The organism is Pseudoalteromonas sp. SR43-5 (assembly GCF_014163835.1).
GTDB lineage: Bacteria > Pseudomonadota > Gammaproteobacteria > Enterobacterales > Alteromonadaceae > Pseudoalteromonas > Pseudoalteromonas distincta.
On sequence record NZ_JACJEA010000040.1, the window covers coordinates 1 to 25,131 of the forward strand.

22 protein-coding genes are annotated in these 25,131 nt (G+C 38.6%); 6 read left to right on the forward strand and 16 right to left on the reverse strand.

The annotated features are described in order from the left end of the window. Positions 1-16: 16 nt before the first annotated feature. Positions 17-412, reverse strand: coding sequence for a hypothetical protein (locus tag H5090_RS18345; protein WP_182696416.1), 396 nt, complete (start codon positions 410-412; stop codon positions 17-19). A gap of 226 nt (positions 413-638) precedes the next feature. On the opposite strand from H5090_RS18345, the gene H5090_RS18350 reads away from it, so the two are divergent. Then, positions 639-1,619 (forward strand): tRNA-dihydrouridine synthase, encoded by a 981-nt coding sequence (locus H5090_RS18350; RefSeq protein ID WP_182696417.1) that lies wholly within the window; start codon positions 639-641, stop codon positions 1,617-1,619. Between the two features lie 61 nt (positions 1,620-1,680). Continuing rightward, positions 1,681-2,007 (forward strand): hypothetical protein, encoded by a 327-nt coding sequence (locus H5090_RS18355; RefSeq protein WP_024603666.1) that lies wholly within the window; start codon positions 1,681-1,683, stop codon positions 2,005-2,007. 16 nt (positions 2,008-2,023) lie between these two features. Here H5090_RS18355 and H5090_RS18360 read toward each other — a convergent pair whose 3' ends face one another. The 9 genes from H5090_RS18360 to pyrC form a co-directional block, all read right to left on the reverse strand. Continuing rightward, on the reverse strand, positions 2,024-3,067 hold the full coding sequence (locus H5090_RS18360; RefSeq protein ID WP_165742766.1) for a hypothetical protein: 1,044 nt from the start codon (positions 3,065-3,067) through the stop codon (positions 2,024-2,026). Positions 3,068-3,128: 61 nt separating this feature from the next. Continuing rightward, positions 3,129-4,388 carry a lipopolysaccharide assembly protein LapB gene (locus tag H5090_RS18365; protein ID WP_002961712.1) on the reverse strand — a complete coding sequence of 420 codons (1,260 nt, stop codon included), beginning with the start codon at positions 4,386-4,388 and terminating at the stop codon, positions 3,129-3,131. Between the two features lie 11 nt (positions 4,389-4,399). Further along, positions 4,400-5,017, reverse strand: coding sequence for an energy transducer TonB (locus tag H5090_RS18370; RefSeq protein WP_024603667.1), 618 nt, complete (start codon positions 5,015-5,017; stop codon positions 4,400-4,402). Beyond that, entirely contained in the window at positions 5,017-5,421 is a 405-nt protein-coding gene (locus H5090_RS18375; RefSeq protein WP_002961710.1) for a biopolymer transporter ExbD, read from the reverse strand. Before H5090_RS18375 ends, H5090_RS18370 begins: the two co-directional genes overlap by 1 nt. Positions 5,422-5,435: 14 nt before the next feature. Continuing rightward, the gene (locus H5090_RS18380; RefSeq protein WP_002961709.1) at positions 5,436-5,960 is read right to left on the reverse strand and encodes a MotA/TolQ/ExbB proton channel family protein; all 525 of its coding nucleotides are present in this window, start codon (positions 5,958-5,960) and stop codon (positions 5,436-5,438) included. Beyond that, entirely contained in the window at positions 5,960-7,324 is a 1,365-nt protein-coding gene (locus tag H5090_RS18385; protein ID WP_002961707.1) for a MotA/TolQ/ExbB proton channel family protein, read from the reverse strand. Before H5090_RS18385 ends, H5090_RS18380 begins: the two co-directional genes overlap by 1 nt. Positions 7,325-7,330: 6 nt before the next feature. After that, on the reverse strand, positions 7,331-8,101 hold the full coding sequence (locus H5090_RS18390; protein WP_165742764.1) for a DUF3450 domain-containing protein: 771 nt from the start codon (positions 8,099-8,101) through the stop codon (positions 7,331-7,333). A 1,069-nt stretch (positions 8,102-9,170) separates the two neighbouring features. Next, positions 9,171-9,374 carry a cold-shock protein gene (locus H5090_RS18395; RefSeq protein ID WP_002961702.1) on the reverse strand — a complete coding sequence of 68 codons (204 nt, stop codon included), beginning with the start codon at positions 9,372-9,374 and terminating at the stop codon, positions 9,171-9,173. Between the two features lie 437 nt (positions 9,375-9,811). Beyond that, positions 9,812-10,864, reverse strand: a complete 1,053-nt coding sequence (gene pyrC, locus H5090_RS18400) for a dihydroorotase (RefSeq protein ID WP_182696418.1) — start codon at positions 10,862-10,864, stop codon at positions 9,812-9,814. A gap of 292 nt (positions 10,865-11,156) precedes the next feature. Here pyrC and H5090_RS18405 point away from each other — a divergent pair, with 292 nt between their 5' ends. The 3 genes from H5090_RS18405 (at position 11,157) to H5090_RS18415 (ending at position 15,643) form a co-directional block, all read left to right on the forward strand. Continuing rightward, positions 11,157-13,526, forward strand: coding sequence for an EAL domain-containing protein (locus H5090_RS18405; protein WP_182696419.1), 2,370 nt, complete (start codon positions 11,157-11,159; stop codon positions 13,524-13,526). A 410-nt stretch (positions 13,527-13,936) separates the two neighbouring features. Beyond that, complete coding sequence (locus H5090_RS18410; protein WP_002961689.1) at positions 13,937-14,824, forward strand: LysR family transcriptional regulator; 888 nt, start codon at positions 13,937-13,939, stop codon at positions 14,822-14,824. A gap of 54 nt (positions 14,825-14,878) precedes the next feature. Beyond that, positions 14,879-15,643 (forward strand): YdcF family protein, encoded by a 765-nt coding sequence (locus H5090_RS18415; RefSeq protein WP_182696420.1) that lies wholly within the window; start codon positions 14,879-14,881, stop codon positions 15,641-15,643. 14 nt (positions 15,644-15,657) lie between these two features. On the opposite strand, the gene H5090_RS18420 is transcribed toward H5090_RS18415, so the two are convergent. Continuing rightward, positions 15,658-16,410: a Nif3-like dinuclear metal center hexameric protein gene (locus H5090_RS18420; protein ID WP_182198005.1), complete on the reverse strand. Its 753-nt coding sequence runs from the start codon at positions 16,408-16,410 to the stop codon at positions 15,658-15,660. Positions 16,411-16,560: 150 nt separating this feature from the next. Between H5090_RS18420 and H5090_RS18425 the strand changes: the two genes are divergently transcribed. Beyond that, positions 16,561-16,902: a hypothetical protein gene (locus H5090_RS18425; protein ID WP_002961684.1), complete on the forward strand. Its 342-nt coding sequence runs from the start codon at positions 16,561-16,563 to the stop codon at positions 16,900-16,902. Between the two features lie 138 nt (positions 16,903-17,040). Here the strand turns inward: H5090_RS18425 and H5090_RS18430 are convergent, their stop codons facing one another. From H5090_RS18430 to H5090_RS18450, 5 genes are all read right to left on the reverse strand, one after another. Then, on the reverse strand, positions 17,041-20,220 hold the full coding sequence (locus H5090_RS18430) for an amidohydrolase family protein (RefSeq protein ID WP_182696421.1): 3,180 nt from the start codon (positions 20,218-20,220) through the stop codon (positions 17,041-17,043). A gap of 105 nt (positions 20,221-20,325) precedes the next feature. Beyond that, positions 20,326-21,150 carry a M90 family metallopeptidase gene (locus H5090_RS18435; protein ID WP_002961680.1) on the reverse strand — a complete coding sequence of 275 codons (825 nt, stop codon included), beginning with the start codon at positions 21,148-21,150 and terminating at the stop codon, positions 20,326-20,328. Between the two features lie 176 nt (positions 21,151-21,326). Further along, positions 21,327-21,965, reverse strand: coding sequence for a CatA-like O-acetyltransferase (locus H5090_RS18440; protein ID WP_182696430.1), 639 nt, complete (start codon positions 21,963-21,965; stop codon positions 21,327-21,329). A gap of 136 nt (positions 21,966-22,101) precedes the next feature. Further along, complete coding sequence (locus H5090_RS18445; protein ID WP_182696422.1) at positions 22,102-23,142, reverse strand: Glu/Leu/Phe/Val dehydrogenase; 1,041 nt, start codon at positions 23,140-23,142, stop codon at positions 22,102-22,104. A 429-nt stretch (positions 23,143-23,571) separates the two neighbouring features. Further along, positions 23,572-25,098, reverse strand: a complete 1,527-nt coding sequence (locus H5090_RS18450) for a fumarate hydratase (RefSeq protein ID WP_182696423.1) — start codon at positions 25,096-25,098, stop codon at positions 23,572-23,574. Positions 25,099-25,131: the final 33 nt, after the last annotated feature.

Sequence of the window (25,131 nt, forward strand, 5' to 3'; positions counted from 1 at the left end):
TATTTCTATTATTATCTTAACCGTCTCCACAACCGCCGCCTCCGCACTCTTCGTCTCTTTTAGTTTTTTTAGTAGCACTTCCGTCGCCACCACATTTGCCTTCGCCGCATTTACTATCTTTTTTATCTTTTGCATCGCCGCCACAATTGCCTTCGCCGCATTTGCCTTCTTTTTTATCTTTTGCGTCGCCACCACATTTGCCTTCGCCGCATTTACCTTCTTTTTTATCTTTTGCGTCACCGCCACATTTGCCTTCACCGCACTTACCTTCTGCAGCATCTAATTGGTAACCTGTTACTAGTTGTTGAAACTCAAATGGGTTAGCTTGTACATCTGCAGATACAAAACTTGCAGAGCCAACTACTACTGCACCTAAAGTTAACGCGATTGTATTTTTTTTAACTGTATTCATTTTATGACTCTCTTTAATCAAGGGTTGTAAATCTCAGCAATAAAAATGTATTTTTAAATTGCTTGTATGCTTAAGTAGACCCGTACAAAAATAAAAACTTTCATTTATTTTCATAATATTTACTTTTGCAATTTATACATCAAATATGGGCGGTAATTACAGATTTATCAATGTGTGATTTACAGGTAAACTATGCCTCCAGTTTTTTATCAAAATTAATCTCTTTATGAAACTTGTTTTAGCACCTATGGAAGGTGTCGTTGATTTTAAAATGCGTCAATTACTCACAGACATTGGTGGGTTCGATTTGTGCGTTACAGAGTTTGTAAGAGTGGTTGAAACATGCTTACCTGAAAAAGTTTTTCATCGATTTTGCCCTGAACTACATAATAATGGATTTACACGAGCAGGTACTCCTGTGCGTGTTCAATTACTCGGTCAAGAAGCAAATCCGTTAGCCGAAAATGCAATAAGAGCAATCGCATTAGGGTCCCATGGGGTCGACCTAAATTTTGGTTGCCCAGCCAAAACAGTTAATCGTAGCCGAGGGGGGGCTGTACTGCTTAAAGACCCTGACCATATGTATACGATTATTAAAGCAGTCCGAGATGCTGTAGATGATGAACATGAAGTAAGTGCAAAAATTCGCTTAGGCTTTGATGATGACAGTAACAGCCAAGAAATTGTTGATGCTGTGGTAAGTGCAGGTGCAAATAGTGTAGCTATTCACGCCAGAACCAAACGAGATGGTTATAACCCGCCAGCTTATTGGGAAAAAATTCCACCAATAATAAAAGGTAAGAATATTGCAGTTGTTGCCAATGGTGAAATTTGGCAAGTAGAGGACGCAATGCTTTGTCAAAAACGAAGTGGGTGCACTGATTTAATGCTGGGTCGTGGCGCCCTTTCGCACCCTGATTTAGCAAAAAAAATTAAAGCTCATGTAAATAATGAGCAATATGATGGCCTTGAGTGGGAGCATATTATTTATCACTTAATTCACTCAGCTATTCATCAAGACCCCGCGAAGGATGAAAAATACTTTGCTTCACGTACTAAACAATGGCTTGGTTATCTAAAACGCCAGTACCCGCAAGCTATCGATTTGTTTGACGAAATCAGACGTTTAAAAAGTAAAGAAGATGTGGCGAGCGTATTAAATAAATATGCCAAAGCACCTCAACTTGATTCAAATCATAACGACTAACTTAAAGGCTCTAGATAATATCAGTATAACGTAAAGCCCATTTAATAAGGTTGTACTGATAATGCATCATCAAAAAAGACTTAACGATGAAATAGCACAAGTTAAATTAAATATATTAACCATGCTTTCTAAATCAGCTTACCCTGCACATCACCATTTAATACAAATTTTAGCTGATACAGCAAATAATGAATGGTTAGACTGCGCAGCAGAGAAGTTAGGCCCTGAGTATGCACTTTTGATCAGTCGCATGACCAAACTAGAAGCCGCACTAAGTCAAATAGAAATTGGCCAGTATGGCTACTGCTGTGATTGTGAAGAAAAAATATCAGCTAAGTCACTTGAACTAGACCCCGCAACTCAACGGTGTACAAAGTGCGCACAATAAGCGCACTTTCAAATCATTATATAATGTGTTGTATAAAGCTAAATGATTGCCCTGGGTAGAGAATTATATCTTCAACCAAGTACTGGGCCTCTTCTGGACTCATTTGTAGGCGCTTTATAAGGTTTACCTTTGCTTGAGGCAAAGTCCACGCATGGTAGTGAATACCTATATCTGATTCCATCATCGCAAGCATCAATGTTTTATCTTTATTAGACATATCCATAGCGCTCGCCATTGCAGGTAAGTCTTGATAGTTAGCCTGCCAATCTAAACCTTCTATTAATTTTTCATCAGATAAATACTGAACTAAAAACGATTTTTGGTGAGAAGTTGGCAGCTTACTGTCGAATGCAACACGATCTAATACTTTTATTTTTTCGTTTAAAAGAGTAACCCATTCTAACGGTGAATGTACTTCGCCACTAAAGTAATTAAGTTTGCTCTGATACCACTGAGTGCCATTTGGCAGACCTCTTAGACCCACACTTCCTCTTGGCTTATAACTAGCTAAATAATCGCTAAAAGCTCTTATATGGCTTTTAAGCGCTGGTTGAACATGGTTACTTGCTATCGCACTTAATACATAGCTTTGTAACAATGTAAGTTCAACCTTGTTCAGCTTTAAATTGCTTTGTTGAGCACTGTCTAGGGTATCTTGGGTTAACTTGAGCCAAGTAATAACATTATCCGGTGTGTTTTTTGAGCCTTCAAAAGCGAGCATGTTTTCTAAAACATTTACTTGGGCCGGCCAATTAAAGTAGCGTTCAGGGAAACGCTCTGCAATTACCAGATAGTTTACTTGCGCAATTTGATTTAGATTAAGCTCCATACCCATTAGGCTCTGATAAATAGTATGGCGTTTTGTTAAGTAAGCATCAGAGAAAACCAATTGATCTTTTTCAATGTTATTGCCTTTAGTAGCACCTGTTTGTACAAGCGCCATGTTTAAAGCTTTTAAAGCGACTTGTGCGTCCTCAAACGACTCATAAGGTTGAGGCTGCTTTGAACATGCAGCTAAAAATAGGCACAGTAGTGATGATAAAAAGAGCTTTTTATACATAGTAGTTCCAATAAAAAAAGCCCCAGAGGGGCTTTTTATAAGTTGCTTAAGCTAATTAAAATTAAATTTTAACACCGTTGCGAGCGGCTTTATCTTTAATATATGTAGACCAACCTTTTGCAAACTTACGTGTGCGAGGGTCATCCATAGCTTTAGTAATTGCAGCATATGCTTGCTTATACTTACCTTGGTAGTAATACGCTTCAGCTAAATCTGAATAAATTGTGCCTTTTTTGTCAGAGCCAAGCTCTAATGCTTTGTTCAAGCGAACAATAGCAGCACTGAATTTTTCAGATTGTAAAAGTAATGAACCTGCTTTGCGGTAAAGCTCAGCGTCGTCATCAAATTTAGCAGCATCTTCGTAGTACTTAGCAGCTTTTTCTAAATCTTTAGAACGATGGTAATTACTCGCAATCGCGCTAACATTCTGCTTTGTACGTTCTACTTTTTCACTCTTAATGGCCTTTTCTAGCGTTACAGCTGCTTTATAAGGGATCTCATTTAGAGAGTAAAAGTTAGATAAGACTTTATACTCAACTTCATTTTCAAAGTAACCATTCTTGTATGCAACTTCCATAGTTGCTAAACCTTTAGAATAATCTTCAGTTTGTAGGTAATACTTACCTAAGCTAACCCAAGCTTTTTTATCATCAGGCCATACACGAACAATTTCTTCGCCAATTTTAACCATGTTTGCATAATCTTTAAGCTCAAAGTATGCGCCAAGTTTTAATTGGTAAGGGCCTTTGTTAGGCTCTTTTTGAAGTTTTATTGCCTTATCTGCTGGTTCAAAAACATCACGGTATTGCTCTAACTGATAGTTAGCTTGAGCAATACGTGTATAAACCGTAGGGTCCTCTTCACCGGTAAAGTCCATCCAAGCTACATATGCTTTTTTAGCTTCTTGGAACTTTTCTGTACCAGCGTATAAGTCACCTAACAACTTAAGAGTTTGTTCTTGATCAGCAAAGTTTAAAACATCAGGTGCAACGGCTTGCTTAGAGTACTTGATCGCTTCGTCATACTTTTCTTTTTGAGCGTACATGCTACCTAAGTAACGATTTACGGTCGCTTTATCAAAGTCATTCGAAGGCTCGATTTCTCTAAGCAAAACAATTGCTTCATCAACTTTTTCTTCGTTGTACAAATCAAATGCTTTAATTACTTTTTTACCAGTACGCTCGCCCATGATTTTAGTTTTTGCTTTTTTACGCTCTTCAATCTTTGCGTAATCCGGCGCTGCTAAAACAGATGCACTTAAAGTAGCACCCGACACAGACATAAGAATTGCAAGAGCAGTTACTTTAGAAAAATTTCTCATTACTCGCCTCCTTAGTTGCCTTGGTTAAGTTTAAAGTCTAATTGAACTTGTAAACCTGGTTGTTTCTGTGGTTTTCCGTCAATGATCTTAGGACGGTACTTCCACTTACGCAGTGCACGTTTAGCTTCACGGTCAAAGATACGTTTCGGTTCTGCGTCAATTACTTCAACGTCAGTTACTCCACCTAGCTCATCAATTGTGAATGAAAGTTGAACCCAACCTTCTTTACCATCACGTGCTGCTTGCGTTGGATATTTTGGTTCTATACGAACGATAGGTGTCGCATCACCATCTCGTCCAAATGCACCAGGACCACTTAGTCCACCTGCCGAACTACCAACATCAATGCTTCCCATATTAAATGACATAGCACCAGGATTTGGATTATTATTTTCCGGCTGTGGCGGCTGCGGTTTAGGCGGCTGCTTTGGCGGTGGCGGAGGAGGAGGCGGTACACGCTTCCTCTCCTGCACCTTAGATTCAGGCGGATTCGTCATTATTTCGACTATGATCTGCTCTTTTTGTTCCGTATTACGGTCAGCCCCACCAGAGATGAGGAATGCCATGAAGTAGAACAAGCCGAAAGTAACTGCCCCACCTGCAATCAGTGAAAACAGAAAACGAATCATTACTGATCTCCAGCTATTGAAATTCTCAGGTTATCACCCGTCGCTTTAATCTGGTCCATAACTTTAACCACTACGCCGTGTTTTGCTTCTTTATCAGCTTGCAAAATTACAACTTCAGTAGGTTGTTCTGCTAATAAACTTTCGATTTTTGCTGAAATACGTTCAACATCAACCTGCTGTTTATCAATCCAGATCTCGCCGTTACTACGAATAGCAATAAAAATGTTAGCATTTTTTTGCTTAGTAGCTTGAGCCGCTTTAGGTTTATTGACCTCGATACCAGCCTCTTTAACGAACGATGTAGTTACGATAAAGAAAATAAGCATGATAAATACGATGTCAAGCATTGGCGTCATATCAACCGCTGCTTCTTCTTCTTCACGAAAACGTTGTTTACGTGCCATATTTAATTCTCTCTCTAGTGATGAGGCATACTATCAATAAGTTTGGCTTTCACCATTTTAGCTTTTGTCTCAAGACGTGAGCTAAAAAATACTCCAGATAGTGCCGCAACCATTCCAGCCATTGTTGGGATTGTTGCCATTGAAATACCTGATGCCATTAAACGTGCGTTACCCGTACCCTGGTTGGCCATGGTTTCAAAAACCGAGATCATACCAGTAACAGTACCAAGTAAGCCTATTAAAGGACAAACAGCTACTAATGTCTTAATCAACAACATACGCTGATCTAATTTTTCAGACGCTTCAGAAATCCATGCTTCACGGATTCTGTGTGCGTACCAAGACGTAGTGTCTTGGCGGGCATCCCACTTTGCTACAATTTCTTTCGCTGTGCGAGGAAATTCTGCAAGTAGGAACCAATAGCGCTCAATCATTAAAACCCACATAAGAAAGAGTGCTATCGCGACCACGTATAAAACCTGGCCGCCTGTGCCAACAAAATCCCTGATAGATTCCCATATCTCCATCAGGACTAGCATTAGGCTTTCTCCTTCTCCGCGTGAGTAGCAACGATACCCGCGCTTTGCTCATCAAGGATGTGTAATACCGACTTACTACGACCAGCTACAAGAGCATGAAGTAGAATTAGTGGTAATGCAGCAATTAGACCTAGCGCTGTAGTTACAAGTGCTAGAGAGATGTTACCTGCCATGATCTTCGGATCACCCGTACCGAACAATGTGATTGTTTGGAACGTTAAGATCATACCGATTACTGTACCTAGTAGACCTAGTAACGGTGCGATTGCAGCAAGAATCTTAATTATATTGATACCAGCTTCAATGCGTGGCGTTTCACGTAGAATCGCTTCATCAAGTTTAAGCTCAAGGTTTTCAACATCTTGGTTCTTGTTGTCATGGTACACTTTAAGAATACGACCCAGTGGATTATTTGTATTCGGTGTAGCAACATTTTTAAGCTGGCTCTTAATCTTACTAGTAGTAAGTGTAAGGTCAACAAAGCGGATTAGAGTAATTAGCATACCTAGGCCAAGTAAAGCCGTGATGATATAACCAACTACGCCACCTTGATGGAAGTATTCCATAAGGGTCGCTTTTTGAGTGTTGATACGTAAGATAGCACCACGAGTCGGATCTATGTAAACACCAGCGTAGTTATCTGGTGATGTATTTTCTAGAGCCGTGATACCGTCTAAGATATAACCGTCTGGTTGCTTACCTAGAGGCTGGATAGACTTAGTCTCTGGTGAATAAATTAAGTAACCATCGTCTGTAACTAAGTTAAAGTTACCGATACGTGTTACTTTTTTCATTGACGGGTTACCGTCAAGACCAGCAACTTCAGTTTCAAAAGTTGAAACTTTAGCTGATTCTGTCATTTCAGTTTGAAGTGAAATCCAAAGTTCTTCAAGTTCGCGAACTGTAGGAAGTTCTTTAGCAGCTGCTAACGAACGTAAGATTTCAGCACGACCTGGTTTTTCAGCACTAACTAGTGACGCTTCGATAGAACCGATAGCATCTTGAGCTGCACGACGTACAACACCAAACATCTCACCTAAAGTACCTTGGGCACTTTGAAGAGCTGCTTCTTTTTCAGCTAGCGTATTTTCGTTTTGTGCATATTGCTTAGCTAAGCTTTCACCACGAGACTTCTCAGAAGCAAGTTGGCTTTTAGCTTTGTTAAGTAATGCTTGCTTGTCAGCACGTTCTGATAAGAACTCTTGCTCACGTTGCTTATTGATTTTACCTTCAGAGATACGCTCTTGCTTTACCTGCTCAAGAATTTTATCTAGAGCTCCAGTATTTGCATGTGCATTAAGCGCGGTACCTGCAGAAACAGTTAGTACTGCTGCAACAGCAAAACCTTTAAATAGTTTCTTCATTATTGATTACTCCGCGCCAAAGATAGGTAGTTTAACAAGTTCTAATGTCGCTTGCTTACGCGCCATACGAATAACTTCTTTAACAGGTTTTAGGTATTCTTCGCCTAATGCTTTCCACTGTTTAGTGTTGTTATCCCACACCCAAGCATGTTTCAAGTCAAAAGACTGAGCAACGTAAGTGATACGACCTAACTGACCGATATCAACGTTAATGCTTTTACCATCAACTTCTAGAGTACCTTGTGAAGCAGATACAAGAGAGCTGTATGCTGTTTCAATAGTGTAAGCTTCAAGTACTTGACGGAATTTTTCAGACGTCGTTACAGACGCAGAAACCATGATCTCACGTAGTCTTTCAACACGTCCTAAACGCGTTTCAAGATTAAATGGAACGTCCGCTTTGATGAATTGCTCAAGCGTATCGATCATGCGATACATCAAAGGCACAACGTTTTGTTTAGTGTTATCAATCGTCGCGATTTGACGATCAAACGATTCAATTGAAGCGTTTTGGCTATCAACCAAGCGCGACACGTGATCGTTATACACTTTCATAAGTTCAGTCTCATCAACAACGCTACGGTACTCAGCGATTAGCTCCTGAGTTTGACCATATACATTGTCAATTTTAGTTTGAGACTTAACCGCAGCCTTTTGAATTTGTTGACCTGCTTTTTGCACGTCATTCAAAGGATCTGCAATCACATTGCTGCTTGCAAATGCAAATGCGCCAACCAACGCAGTTGCTACAAGACTCTTTCTGATTTTAACAGACATAGTTCCCAACCAATTAAGTAATGTTACTTTTATAATTTAATTATCCTCCGAGGAGAACAACCCTGATATCTTTTAATAGATATCAACCTTCCAATAATGCTAAATGCAATTAGCGCTGTCAACTTGATGTTTACTAATCTCAGTAAATAAATAGCTAAGTTAATGCTTAAACGAAAGTACCAGCCCACAACAGTTAACATTATTGCAACGAAGCTTTTTCTTAATATTTCTATTAAAGCCTTTTAAGGGGTGTATTTATTCGCATTGCACTGACATAAAACAACATTATTGCAACATTTAGCTAAAGCTGAATTCGCACTGAAAAAAAACTAAAAAAAATATAAATTGATATAACAAAAGTTATTTTTTACACGATTTTATCGTGTTTTATCGCCTCAGTTACACTTCATCTGAAAAAACAAACCATTTGTCGCACAAAAAAACAACACTGGATAATATTTAATATCGGATACTCACGCTTTATATACGTTACTTTTAAAACTATTTTAAAACGTGTTTTTCCATAAATAGTAATAATAAACTCAACAATGCATTTCTTTTAGCAGCATAAAAGCTTTTGATAATTAAACAGGTTGTATTTACCGCTTTAAAGTATTCTTTAATACTATTTTAACGTTAAGGTTAATTCAGTAATTAAGTTAATCATGAAGAGTTACCCTACTTTATTAGTAATACACTATAAATGAAGCTTTACGTTCACATAATAAAGTAATAGAAGCACCTAGAAGCCCTTATCAATGAGTAGCCTTCGTCACACAGAGTAAGCTTGAAACAGAATTTGCATGGATTGATATTGAGCATCGATTTTATTTAAGCTGGTATCAGGCCCATTGAATAAATTCTTATGAATGGTTTTTAAAAGTATTAGAGGATTGTTTTGTCCGTTAGATTATTAGTTGTTTAGCTTTGCAAAGATAGAATGTTTGAGTAGTTTTTTAAGTTTAAAAAAAGGAGAATTTGAGGTATGAAATAAATAGATTTAAGGAAGGGGAATTATGGTGAAACAGAAACCTGCTTCACCAAGATGAACTAGAGTTCACATAATAAATTATGCTGCTTCTACGTTCTCAGCTTCAGGGCCTTTTTGACCTTGTTTGATGCTGAATGTCACTGCTTGACCTTCGCTAAGAGTGCGAAAACCAGAACCAGTGATTGCGCTGAAATGTACAAACACATCAGGACCATTTTCTTGTTCAATGAAACCAAAGCCTTTAGCTTCGTTGAAAAACTTTACTTTACCAGTAACCGACATACTAAATTTTCCTGTAAGTCAATAATTAAAATTCAGCCATATTATTATGGCAATATCCTCCCTGAGTCAATGCTCAAAAATATGGAGGTACAGTACAGGAACAAGTAATAACCTAACCGGTAACCTTAAACGCAGCACAATATCCGTAAATTCAATACATAAAAACTCAAAGCAAGGTAAGATTAACACATTATATTTTTTTTCGCTCTATTAATTAGGAATTATTTCTTAAAAATATAAATTTGTTTTAAATCGCCTTTAACTGACTAATTTACAAGCAAAAACTATAAGTATTATTGTAATATTTATTGCTGTAAGCGAGATCAAAAGCCACCTACAACCACCCTGTCGTCGAATTACGCTTCAATAATATCAAAAGCACAAACAAAAAAGCCGCATTAAAAATTAAGCGGCTTTAGATTTAAATATATTATTGGTTATTCGACAGACCAATCCATTGTATTTTCAGCCTTTATAGGCACAACTTCAGAGTCGCCCAATGTATAACTTGCAGGTACTTTCCACGGCTTTCTTTGTAATGTAATTGTATCTGTATTACGCGGCAATTCGTAAAAATCAGGGCCAAAGTGGCTTGCAAACCCTTCAAGCATGTCCAAAGCTCCTGCATCCTCAAATGCTTCAGCATATAATTCAATAGCGGCATGAGCCGTGTATGCACCAGCACACCCACAAGCTGCTTCTTTTTTATCTTTATAATGTGGTGCAGAGTCAGTTCCTAAGAAGAATTTTTTATTTCCACTTATTGCTGCAGCCATTAATGCTTGCTGGTGAATGTTACGCTTGAGAATTGGCAAACAGTAATAATGTGGGCGAATTCCACCCGCTAACATATGATTGCGGTTATAAAGCAAGTGATGCGCTGTAATTGTTGCCGCTACATTGCTAGGTGCATTAACTACAAACTCTACTGCATCTTTAGTCGTAATATGCTCGAGTACGATTTTAAGCTCAGGAAAGTCATTTACTACATCTCCTAAAATTGTATCCAGAAATACTTTTTCACGGTCAAAAATATCAATCGACGAATCTGTCACTTCCCCATGCACTAACAGCAACATTCCTACTTCTTGCATTGCATTTAAAGCTGGATAAATATTTTTTACTGATGTAACACCCGAGTCAGAATTAGTGGTAGCGCCAGCAGGGTAAAGCTTAGCTGCTACTATTTTACCTGTCGCTTTAGCTTTTATTATTTCATCTGGTGTAGTTTTATCCGTGAGATACAAAACCATTAATGGCTCAAAGTTGCCTTGTGGATTTGCAGACATAATGCGTTCTCTGTACGACAATGCCGTATCTGTGCACGTTGCTGGCGGAACAAGGTTTGGCATAACAATAGCGCGGCCCATGTATCTGCTAATATCGCGTACAGTGTCTTTTAACTGGTCACCATCACGTAAATGTACATGCCAGTCATCAGGGCGAGTGATAGTAAGGGTTGTTACAGAGTTTGTATTATTACTTGTCATTACTTTGTTCCACGGCTGAATTTATCCGATCATAGGCATATGATGTTTTCGAGTAAAGATTTTATTAAAAATAAAGTTTTTATATGGATAAAATTACTGAGGTACTATTTAAAGCACAATGAGCAAATTCAATGTTATTAGCTTATTGTAATGATTTATGATTAATTAAAACTCGCTATATTAAAACTTTACAGTGTATTGAAACCACTCATCGCTTTAATTTGTACAAAAACCCAAGATTAGGTTAACTTAACTGCGAATTTAAAAATAAAAAGAACAATATAAATTGCCTATGTCTTATAAAACCGATGCTACTAGAGCGCTTGAGATAAAAACTGATCAACTAAGTATCATTAATCAATTTTCATCTAGCCTATTGCAACTCGATACATTAGAAGAATTGTTTGAGTATGTTACAACGCACGTTGTAAATCGCTTAGGGTTTGTTGATTGTGTCATATATCTAGCTGACAATAATGCAAATACATTAAACCAAGTTGCATCAATGGGTATTGCACACGCGCGGGACAAATATCAAGCGGAACGTAAAATAATACGTTTTAGTGAAGGTATAACGGGCGCAGTTGCAACGACCGGAAAAGCGGTAATTATTAACGATGTAACGAAAGACAGCCGTTATATCGCTGATGAACGCCCTGCTCAATCAGAACTATGTGTTCCCCTTATATATAAAGAACAAGTTTTAGGTGTTATTGATTGTGAGCACCCAATCAAAGGTTATTTTACCAATGCACACCTTGAAATTCTTACAACAGTTGCTCACTTACTCAGTGCCAAGATTAACCAGGTTAATACAGTAAACAACTTACAAAAAACAGTTGAGCAACTCAACAATGCACAAAAATTAGAAAACAGCTTATTACAAATAGCTAACCTAACTTACAAAGCGAATGACCTAGATACATTTTTTAAAGCCTTGCATTCAATCATAAATAACTTACTTCGAGCCGATAACTTTTTTATCGCTCTATACGACAAAAAAGTAGATATACTTGACCTCGTTTACATAGTCGAAGAAGGCATAAACACTAAAACTCATCAAAAAATATCTAAAGAACAACTTAAAGATACCGCTTCATATTACCTTCTAAAAACAGAGCAAACCCTATTACTTAACAAAGATGCCTTTCAAAGTCACATTAATAACGGTGATTTTAAAATGGTAGGTCGGCAATCTGAGTCTTGGTTAGGTGTTCCATTTCAAACAAGTGATCGTATAAGCGGGGTTATCGTTGTACAAAGCTACGATAAAACACTGCATTACAACGAACACGATAGTGCTCTTCTAACGTATGTAAGTCGCCAAATAAGTATGGCAATTGATAGGCAATTAGCCCGCCAAGAACTTGAGCACAAAGCATTACATGACGAGCTTACAGGCCTTGCTAACCGCTCACTACTTATTGAACGTATAAAACATGCTATTTTACGTTTAACGCGTGCTAAAAAGAGTACTAGCCATGCCCTGTTGTATCTAGACTTTGACCGTTTTAAAAGTATTAATGATTCGCTCGGGCATGAAGTTGGGGACCACTTCCTTATAAAAATATGCGACTTGATTAAAGGTACAGTACGAAGCACGGATACATTTGCACGTTTAGGCGGCGATGAATTTGCAATTTTTATGGAAAACATCACGCATAAAAACCAAGTTAATGAAGCTTTAAACCGCATTAAAAACGCATTATCAAAACCTTTAAATATAGATAACCACTTACTCCAAGCATCAACGAGTATTGGGGTTGCCTATACAGATAACGTAAACGACGAAGCTTATATATTACTGCAACAAGCCGATGCCGCTATGTATGAAGCTAAGTCAACCGGACGTGGTCAGGTAAAGTTTTTTAATAACACGATGCGTAAAAAACTTAAAACCCATGCCGATATAGAAAACGACTTACAACACGGTATTGAACACAACGAGTTTGAACTTTATTTTCAACCAATTTTCACCATTACTACCAGTGAAGTTATCGGCTTTGAAGCACTTGTTCGTTGGCATCACCCTACAAAAGGGTTTGTACCCCCTAATGACTTTATACCGATAGCTGAAACTACAGGGCAAATTATAAATCTTGATTTACATTTACTTGATTTGGCGGCCCAGCATATTTCAAATTGGCACCAACAAGGCCATCGCTTTTTAAAAGTCACCGTTAATGTATCGTCACGACACTTTGCATGCCTCGATTTTGTAGCGCAAATACATTCCATTTATAATAAGTACCAATTACCTCTTGGTTCTTTATGCTTAGAAATTACCGAATCTGGCTTAATAGAAAATCTAGAACTCGCCACTCAAATAATTGAAGGTCTTTCACCTTTAAAAGTAAAATTATGTCTTGATGATTTTGGAACAGGTTATTCAGCACTAGGCTACTTGCACCAACTGCCTATTCATATTTTAAAAATAGATAAAAGCTTTATTGACCATCTACAGGATTCTACTAACCCACTTGTTGAAGCCATTTTATCACTTGCGCAATCATTAAAACTTGAAGTTGTAGCTGAAGGAATAGAAACAGTTGAGCAATTAACTATTTTGCAATCCACCGCGTGCGACTATGGTCAAGGCTTTTTAAAATCAAAACCTGTCACTGCCAAAGAAGCCATATTACTAATTAATAAACCCTTATAAAAAGAGCCAGCGAGTAGGTCGCTGGCTTAGGTATTACGCATATACTCTCCCATTGAGCTAAACTTAAGCTATAAGGCAAAACGACTCTATTTTTTAAAGCACAATCTAAAGTAAGCATTCAACAAACCTCACCTCATACCGTTATCAGCATGGTTAAAACTCACGCTGAGCTAAAACGCACAGCAATCGTTATATTTAAAATACAACATGAAGCAAACTCATCTAAAACTCATCAAACCAGTTTTCAAATGACTTTTATCATTACTAACTCTAATATTTTCACGATTCATAGCGATAAACTGCAATAAAACGCATAATTTTAGCCATCTAGACGTTGAAACGTTTTTTATATAGGCGTAGTATGTAATTAATCTGAGCTGAACTCACTTTTCCCATGAGAATTTTTAAAGATGATTGGTATTAAACATTTAAAAACCATAGCAACCCTAAAAGAAACAGGATCTTTGGTTAATACTGCACGAGAGTTATTTTTGACACAGTCTGCTTTATCTCATCAAATCAAAGATTTAGAGAATAAATTGGATTGCCAATTATTTGAGCGTAAAACTCAACCAGTCCGCTTTACCCCTCAGGGAATGCTATTACTTGAATTAGCTCACGAAATATTGCCAAAAATGGAAGCGACTAAATGTCGTTTAAAAGAAAGCTTAAACCAGCCTATTTCTCAACTACGTTTGAGCGTGGAATGCCATGCATGTTTTCATTGGTTATTACCTACTATTAAAGAATTTAATAACTTTTGGCCTGATATAAAAATTGATTATGAACGTGGCTTTAGTTACGACGCTATTCCTGACTTACTAAGCGATGAGCTCGATTTAGTTTTAACGTCTGACATACGCGAACCCGACACATTAGAATACGCGCACTTATTTGATTTTAAATTGAAGCTTATTGTGGCACCGGATCATGAACTTGCTAAAAAAGCGTATGTAACAGCGCTTGATTTAAAAAACGAAACTATTATTTCATACCCTATCCCGCGAGAACGCCAAGATATATTTAAGCATTTCATTCAAAATGCACGTTTTGACGGTACATTAAAAACGGTTGACCAAGGATTACTTATTTTTCAACTAGTAAGTGCCGGCATGGGCGTTGCCGCTTTACCTGATTGGCTAGTTACACCTTATGAAAGCCAAGGCTTAATTAAATCAATTCCTTTAGGCGCTCTTGGTCTTACTCGCCCTATGTATTTAGCGATGAAAAAAGACATGAAAGATAACCCTGTTTATCGTCACTTTTTAAATACGTGTAAGCTAAATAACGGTCGATAATCATCAATATAATAAGTAATATCGCTGTAATTAACTCTACAGCGTTTAACTCTTATGTTTGTTATTAAAAAAATGATTGGTGGTTTACTTATGCCACTGCCTCTATTTGGTTTATTTGCGTGCCTGATGCTCCCACTGGCATTTAAAGGCCGCAAATCAGCCCTCTTCTTGTCTACTTTAAGCTTAATTGTATTACTTGCATTGAGCACCCCCTTTATCGCCAATTTAATTATCCAAAATAATGAACCAGCGTCGCTTGCGTTTAATACTCTAAAGCATCCAAAAATAGACAAAATAGTTGTACTAGGTTGCGATATAAACCCAAATTCGGCTTTAAGTTCAAATAATCAATTAGGTAATTGTGCGCTAACGCGCTTAGTCGAAGGTGTAAAACTGGCGAAACACTACCCTAATGCAGAGCTTATCGTTTCAGGCGGGGGTTATAAAAATACCACTAATAGCGGGCTTATGTATCAAACGGCAATTAGTTTAGGCGTTAATAAGAGCCGTATTTTCCAAAATCCAAAAGCAATGGATACAGGTGAAGAAGCTAAATTACTGGCATCAAAATTAGTCGACTTTAAAGTTGCACTAGTAACATCTGTACTGCACATGCCCCGTGCCAAAGACTTATTTAATGCTCAAGGTATTGAAGTCATAACCGCAGCCACTGATTATCATAATTTTGCTGCACTTCCATGGAGCAAGCAGTTTATTCCCAATGCTCATGCCTTACTTGTGGTTACTCAATACAGTCACGAAGTAGTAGGAAATATATGGATAAGTTTGCGCCGCTGGATAGATCCAGAGGCGCTGTAACTTATATAGCCTAATTAAACTGGGTTATCTATGTCTATAAATGTCACATCAAAACCATGCTCTTGAGCAAGTAACTCACCTAGTGCTTTTACACCATAGCGCTCTGTTGCATGATGCCCGGCTGCAAAAAAATCAATGTTTTGCTCACGAGAACTATGAATTGTCTGCTCCGATGCTTCACCCGTTAAGTAAGCATCAATGCCTTGCTCTGCTGCTAAGTCAATATATCCTTGCCCACCACCAGTACACAGTGCAATGGTTTCTATTTTAGCTGAGCGTACTAAGCTTGTGAGCGGGGTTCGATTAAGCACTTTTGCAATTTTATCTGCAAAATCTTCACCACTTAATGGTGTTTTTAAACGCCCTTTCATTGCTACGCTATTTGAAGTTGGCTCTAGCCCTGTTTCAATTTCAATATCTAATAACTTTGCAAGTTGTGCGTTATTGCCAACTGCTGGATGAATATCGAGTGGTAAGTGATAGCCGAATAAATTAATATCGTTTGCTAGTAGTGCGCCTATGCGACGCTTTTTCATACCCGTTATTGGTTGAGATTCCCCTTTCCAAAAAAAACCATGATGAACCAAAATAGCATCTGCTTGTTGCTCAATAGCAGCTTCTATTAAAGCTTGACTTGCGGTTACACCCGTCACAATTTTTTTAATTTCGTTTTTACCTTCGACCTGTAAGCCATTTGGGCAAAAATCTTTTATTAAATGAGGTTTCAAAATGTCATTTAGGAGTTGGTTAAATTCTCTACGTTGCATACAACTTACCTTACTTAGCACTGAATTTTGTGCAAATTTTGGCGTTTATAGGCCTAAAATGGAAGGAAAATCGCAAAAAATTGAAAAACTGTTTTAAAATAGGTATAAATACCTCTTCTTTATCTGTGTTCACAACGTATAGGGTCTCTGATGAGCAAACTAGACAAAACAGAAGTGTTATCTGCCTTTGAAGCAGCGTACGAAACTGCCAATGGTAAAAAACCTGAAATCACAACCAAACCTGGTTGGTACAGCATTGATGGCGGTAAAAATTTACGCCTAGCTGACGTAGCAGAGCTTACTAAAAAATTAAACTCTGGTAAAACAACTAAAACGAAAAAACCAAAAGCAGCTGCTCCTGTTAAAGCACAGAAAAAAGCGCCATTCACTGTTGTTACCGAAAATGAAGAAGGTTACACAGCGGAAGAACTTTGGATTGTAATTTTAGCTCGTAAAGATCATGACTGTCGCTTACCGCGCGGTGTTGTTTAATCAACATTTATGATTTTTAAAAGAAACCGCGTTAAGCGGTTTTTTTATATCCGTTATTTGCCAAAAACATAAAGCTTTATAAGTTGTGTAAGGCTAAAAAAAGCGGCTATGTAGCCGCTTTAAAAAGTTTAAAATAAATTACAGTTCTTCAAAATAAAGTGGTTCGCGTTCTTTTTTACCCACTTCATTCATTGTCTCTGCATTGAATAGTCGACCATTGATCATGGTGTAATCTACTTTATCCGAATCTCGAATATTTTTAAGCGGATCGCCATCTATAACCATTAAATCAGCCAGTTTGCCCACTTCAAGCGAGCCTACGTTTTTATCAAGCCCTAAATACTTAGCCGGATCGAGTGTTGAAGCACGTATTGCCTCAAGCGGTGTCATTCCGCCTTGTGCGAACATCCACATCTCCCAGTGTGCACCTAAGCCTTCACGCTGACCGTGCGCACCTAAGTTAACTAATACACCTAGGTCTTGCAGCTCAGCAGCAACGCGTGCGTTATTAAAGTGATTATAGTGATGATCGGGCGCTTTAATGCGGCGCATAGAGCGTGGTAATAATTGATTTTTTGGCACAAATTTACTTAAACGCGGGTGATTCCACACATCAGTTTTATCGTACCAGTAGTTCTCACCCCAAATGCCACCATAAGCCACTACAAGTGTTGGTGTGTAACCAGCATCACTTTGCGACCATAACTGCTTTATATCGTCGTATATGTTCTCTACAGGGATTGAATGCTCAATACCTGTGTGTCCATCTACAATCATACTTAAGTTATGTTGTAATAATGAGCCACCTTCAGGGACAACCATCATTTCAAGTTCACGGCCTGCTTCAATAACTTGTTGGCGCTGCTCTCGGCGTGGCTGGTTATACGATTTAACACTAAACGCCCCTACTTTTTTAAGGCGCTCTAAATGAAATTTAGCATCGTCTAACGAGTCAATATGCGACGTATAACCTGGCATATTTGCGCCATATAAAATAGTACCCGTTGAGAAAATACGCGGGCCAACAATCATGCCTGCCTTTTGCATTTCGCTTGCGGTAAATATTTCAGAGGTATCGTTTGATGGATCGTGAATTGTAGTTACACCCAGCGCTAAACCTGCAAAGTTTTTCCAGTTTTGCTCAGGTATAATTTCACCGCTTGCTTGCGAGCCATGTGCATGAGCATCAACAATACCAGGCATAATTGTTTTGCCTGTTACATCAATAACCTCAGCACCTTTAGGGATGCTTATCTCGCTGGCTGTACCAATTGCTTTGATATGCTTGCCATCGGTGATAATAACACCATTTTCAATAACCTTTTCGCCGTCCATAGTAATAATTTTTGCACCAGTGAGCGCAATCATGCCTTTAGGCTCTGCCATTTTTTTACTGAAACCGATATTATCGCCACTTTTCACTTTAAAGTCGGCATCTTCGGCTTTGTTAATGGCAAACATCCCCTCAAGGCTTGCATGATAAAGCTCAGGCCCTAATGTCCAATAAAGCGTGTTGCTCTTAGCACTCCAGCTAATGTTTTCACCAGCACGTACCGATAACTGCTCTATTGGAAATTGACTGTCTTTAGGCCCAATATTAATTGTTTTACCACTTTGAACAAACGGCGTTACAAATACTTTAAATCGCTCAGCAAAAGCGAGGTATTGCCCATCTTGTGATACTCTAAATTCTGTCGCATGTTCTGACTCGTACAGTTTGCGAACTTTTTTACTTTCAAGCTCAACTACGCTAAGCGTTGGTTTTGGCCAAGGACTCATTATAAAAACGCGATCGTTTGCATCTCCAAATTGTGGTTGATAACCACTTTTTGAAATAAGCTCACTTTTACCGCCTTTTTCGCTTACGCTATAAACCCCCGGATTAAGTGACCACTTAGGGTTTAAAATACTGCCGCCAGTGGCTTTTCGATAAACAACCGTTTTACCATCTGGGCTAAACGTTGGCTCTACGTATTTGCCAGGCTCTTTAGTAACTGTATCACCACGACCACTGCGCGCAGACACAACTCTCACTGACCCTTGTTTGTTATCATCCCATGTGGTGTAAACTATTTTTTTACCATCGCGAGAGTACTGTGGAAATAATTCGTAATGATCAGTTTGCTTTGTTAAACGCTTAATTTTACCCGACTCTAAATCACGTTTATAAATATGTCCAAGCGCTTCAAAAATTGCCGTTTCGCCATCTGGGCTTACTTGCACATTACGCAGCATTTTTACATCAAACTCATCAGTATCTAAGTTTTGTGTAAAGCGCACCGCTTTTTGAATTTTTTTACTTGTTTGCACTTTAAAAGGAATGGTTTTTACAGATTTGTCTGCAACATCTAGCTTGTGAATTGTACCACCAGCCCAAAATACCAGTTCTTCATTATCTGGTGTCCATGCAATGGTTGGGTATACACCATGAATAGCCCATGTTTCTTGCATATCTCGCTCAAGCTTATCGTAAAGCTTAGTGTGCTCACCGCTGGTTAAGTCATATAAATAAAGACTAGTTTGAAAATCATCACGCTTTATATACGCCAGTTTTTTTCCATCAGGTGACGGTGTAGGCCTAATAGCACCGCCCATCGTATCGATTATGGTTTCAATTTCACCCGTTTCACGGTCGTAGCGCTTAATTTTATAAATGCCCGCTACAGAATCCTTTGAATAATGAAAGGTTTTACCGGGTGTTGCATCATGCGAAAAGTATACATAACGACCATCAGGTGAAAACATTGGCTCACCTAAATCTTTTTGATCGTTCTCGCGTTTTGTAAGCTGTACGCCCTTGCCACCCGCTTTGTGATACAACCACACTTCACCTGCTCCCAATGAGCGGCTAGCTGTAAAGTGTTTACGCGCAACTAAGTAGTCGCCATCAGGACTCCATGCAGGGCTATTTAGTAATCTAAAGGTTTCATCGGTAACAGCGTGTTGATTTTCGCCATTTAAGTCCATTATCCAAATGTTATCGCCACCACCTTGATCGGAGGTAAACGCAATACTTTTGCCGCTAGGACTAAAACGAGGTTGCATTTGCCATGCAATATCAGAGGTGAGCTTTGTAGCTGTACCACCACTCATTGGCATAGTGTAAATATCGCCAAGTAAGTCAAACACCACGGTTTTACCATCAGGGCTAACATCTATATTCATCCATGTGCCTTGCTCAACGCTAATTGCAGCGTCAACAAATTGCCCCTTAGGTGAATCTACTTGCCATTTTTGTTCGTCTTTTTCGGCGGCATGTACCTGCCCTATCGCTAATGACACCGACAATGCTAATACTGTATGAAGCATTTTTTTCATGCGTTTCTCGCTTGTTATTGTTGCAGTAAAAACTATTTCACATGATTGCAACAAAAACAAACGTAACTTGCCAGCGTTATATGATAAAGCGCGGTTTATGTAGGTTTAATGCCAAACAATAGGGTCAAATTGATAGTAATTAACTAACATACTGTAAATTTCAGGATCGTATCGGCGAAGCTCTGCGGGTTTTTCGAGGAAGGTTTCGGTGAGTACAGCAAAAAACTCAGCTTCGTTAGTCGCACCATAGCTGTGAATAACATGCGGCATGCTATAAGCAACGTGACTTTTTAACTGGGTGAAAGCACGGCTAAATACTCGGCCCCACTCTTTGTAATCTGCTGAGCTTTTTAAAATGGGTGTGCCCGTTGTTTTACCTGTTTCTTGATCGAGTTGATGCGCAAACTCATGAAAAACTAAATTATGTCCATCACTTGGCAAGCGGTTACCCTCAAGCACGTCATGCCAACTGAGTACAAGTGTGCCGCCAGGCCATGACTCGCCTAGTCTTACCGTATTGTGGTAACTCACAAGTCCTGCACTATCGCGAGTTGATTGCGGAGCATAATAAGCACTTGGGTATAATAAAATTTCTTTTACATTTCTATATAACGGCCACGGTTTATTAAGCACTAATACACACGCATCGGCGGCTACAATTAACTTCATTGCAGACGTTAGCCTTAAGCCATCACAACCGACAAAGCGTTTTTCGTTTAAAAACCACGTAATATGTCGCTCTAACTTTTCTCTGTCAGCGTCGGTCATTTTTTTATAGATGGGCATGCAACGCAGTAAAATATCTTTTTGCTGTGAATTTAAAGCAAAGTCTTTATATTTACTGCGCCATAATCGGTTTTGAATTGATGGCCAACGCCAGAAAATCACCACAAAAAGAATTAAAACAACAATTAACAGTCCATTTATCATGGGGATTTCCTGAGCTAAGGTATGGTATATAAATATGTCCAGCACACGTGCTTTTCAAGGATATAAGGTTATGTATTTGAATAAAAAGTAATTCACATCGCATTGCTTATAGATTACTTATAGATTACTTATAAATTGTTTACTGCTTTGCACTGCCGTTAAATGACGTGTTTAAGTTAACCTTTGCAAAAGGAGTCAAATGTACCCTGCAATGTGTTTATAAATTTCGCTACGTGCAAACCATCCATTAATGAGTGGTGTACATCGATAGCTAAAGGTATTGTACCTGTGTGTTTATCAAACTGACCAAATACAAATTTAGGAATGCCTAAACTCTCCCCTTCACTAAATGCATGCGAAAACGCACTAAAATTCAGCCACGGCAAAACAGATATATGAATTAAGTCGGCCTGCCCTTCTGTTTGAGCAAATGCATCAGAAAATAACGGCTGTAATTTCGCTTTTTTGCTTACGTCACTTGCATGATTTGCAAACTCTTTAAAATCGCTTGCGCTGTTAAAATAACTAAAAACAAACGTATCGTTTTCAGACAACTCAACCACACTTGCGCGAACACTGTTAAGTAACCATGGCCTACTATCTATTATACGTAGCATTATTGAATCGTACTCATGGCACGCTTTTAAGGTGCAATATACATATGCTTGAAAAAAAGAAAATTGATTGGTTTTGCAATAGTCGTAAAGTGCTTGAGCATCTAAACGCACACACACATTAAAATAAGGCTGAGAAAAGTGTTTAAATAATTCAAAGTGTTGCTTTCTAGGCCAATTATCTAAATCGATAGGCTGCATGAGAGAAGTTGAGGGAGTCATAATTTGCCGCACAAAATTAAAAATAAAGTGTACCGCTGTTCAGTAACAATTGCATTAACTTACAGATAAACAAAAGGTGTGCAATTGCACACCCTTATATAAATTAGAACTTAGATCACAGACCGTTTTTAATGATCTCTTGCGCTAATTCGTCAGCAATTAAATGCGTTGATTTTTGCTCTTTTTCGCTACGGGCAAAGATTTCAGTTAACGTATTAAAAATACCTTCAACATGTTTATTAGACGCTGTTGCACTGTAACCATCTGGCGCTGTTTCGTAATAAACATTAATAATACCACCGGCGTTAATTACGTAATCTGGTGCATATAAAATGCCTTTTTCACGAATAACTTCACCATGGCGAGATTCTGCCAGCTGATTATTAGCACAGCCTGCAATAATAGTCGCTTTTAAACGCGGTATAGTTAAATCGTTAATAGTTGCGCCTAGTGCACACGGTGCATAAACATCAACATCTAAGTCGTAAATGTTATCAATGCCAACCGCAGTTGCACCAAAATCACTTACTACACGGTCAATGGCGGCTTGGTTAATATCAGTTACAAACAACTCAGCGCCCGCATCATGTAAATGTTTACATAAACCATAAGCAACAGCACCTAAACCTTGAACAGCCACTTTCACACCTGCAAAATTTTGATGGCCACGTTGATGCTGTAGCGCTGCTTTAATTCCTAAAAAAGTACCGTATGCTGTAAATGGCGATGGGTTACCGCTTTTACCTTCAAGGCCCAGTACGTAATTAGTTTCTTTATTCATAATAGCTACATCAGCACATGTGATGTTTACATCTTCTGCTGAGTAATAGCTGCCATTTAATCGCTCTAATTGACGACCAAATGCACGGAATAATTGCTCAGATTTAATTTCTTTCGCATTACCTATAATTACAGATTTACCGCCACCAAAGGGTAAGCGCGCAACTGCATTTTTATAAGTCATGCCCTTTGATAAACGTAGCACGTCATAAACAGCATCTTCGTCGTTTGCATAATCCCACATTCTACATCCGCCAACTGCAGGACCTAGGTTGGTATTATGTACAGCAATAATTGCTTTTAAACCCGACTCTTCATCAGAACAAAAAACCACTTGTTCATGGTTATCAAATTCAACTCGATTAAACACAGCCACTTAAAATACTCCGAAATAGTTAACCCGTGAGAGGGTATGCGCGCTGGAAATTGCCGAGACTTTATCACTTCATATACGTGTTCGCCATACTCACAGATGATAAAACCAATGAAAACATTAAACTTAAATTAAATAACCTAATTAAAACTTTTATACAGATAAAAAATTTACAAAACCGTCATTTTTAAGTTTTAAATACTATAAATATAAGAACCACACCGACTTACGTTTACGTGAACGTAATACGATTGTTGCATGTAAAGTTTAATATACAAGTGCTACCTGGCCGCTACGTACCGCTGCCTATAGGTTTCCAGTAAAAAGTAAGCTTTTTCGCAAACTGGTCAGAGCTGTAAACTTGCTAATAACTCTATTTAAAAAACAAAAAAGCGAGCACTAGGCTCGCTTTTTAAAAATACAAAACGTACGTTATTTTAGCTTGCTATCAAGCTCTTCAATTTTAGCTTTCCAGATAGCAGGGCCTTGTGTATGCGCATTGGCGCCTTCACTGTCTACTGCAACAGTCACTGGCATATCTTCTACTTCAAATTCGTAAATAGCTTCCATACCTAAATCTTCAAAAGCTACAACACGCGCTTTTTTAATCGCTTTAGATACTAAGTAAGCTGCGCCGCCTACAGCCATCAAATAAACAGATTTATGCTCTTTAATAGACTCAACCGTTGCAGGGCCACGTTCAGCTTTGCCAATCATGCCTACAATGCCTGTTTTTTCTAGCATCATATCGGTAAATTTATCCATGCGAGTGGCTGTTGTAGGGCCAGCAGGACCTACTGCTTCATCGCGTACCGCATCCACAGGGCCTACGTAATAAATAAATTTATTATCAAAGTCTACGCCCTCAGGTAAACCTTCACCTGAGTTGATCATATCTTGCAAACGTTTATGCGCTGCATCACGACCTGTTAAAACAGTACCCGAAAGTAAAACGGTTTCACCCATTTTCCATTCTTGAACATCTTTTTTAGTCAATGTATTTAAATCAACACGACGTGTGCCTTCGCCCACTTCAAATGTTACTTGTGGCCAATCTTCTAGTTTAGGTGCTTTTAAATTAGCAGGGCCAGAACCGTCAAGCGTAAAATGTACATGGCGAGTTGCCGCACAATTTGGGATCATTACTACAGGTTTTGAAGCTGCATGCGTTGGTGCTGTTTTAATTTTAACGTCAACAACCGTTGTTAAACCGCCTAAACCTTGTGCGCCAATACCTAATTTATTAGCACGGTCAAAAATTTCTAAACGCAGTTTTTCTTCAGTTGTCTCTGCGCCGCGTTCCATTAATTCATGGATATCAACCGGATCCATTAACGACTCTTTAGCCATTACTGCTGCTTTTTCAGCCGTACCACCAATACCTATACCTAGCATGCCTGGCGGACACCAACCAGCACCCATTGTTGGTAGTGTTTTTTCTACCCATGCAGCAACATCATCTGACGGGTTTAACATAACCATTTTACTTTTGTTTTCAGAGCCGCCGCCTTTAGCCGCAACCATTACTTCTACTTTTCCACCCGCTACTAAATCAATATGCACAACCGAAGGCGTATTATCTTTAGTATTTTTACGCGTACCAGCAGGGTCTGCAACAATAGATGCACGTAAAGGGTTATCTGGATTTAAATATGCACGACGAGTACCTTCATCAACCATTTGTTGAACGGTTAAATCTGTTTTATCCCACTTAACATCCATACCTACTTTAACAAAACAGGTAATAATACCGGTGTCTTGGCAAAGTGGACGCTTGCCTTCAGCCGACATGCGTGAGTTAATTAAAATTTGTGCAATGGCGTCTTTAGCCGCTTTACTTTGTTCTTTGTTGTACGCTTTTTCGAGTGCTTGAACAAAATCAAGTGGGTGATAGAACGAAATATATTGCAATGCATCTTCAATGCTATCAATAAAGTCTTGCTGACAAATTGTACTCATAGTGGTTCCTTAAGTTACCGTTACGCGTTGTCG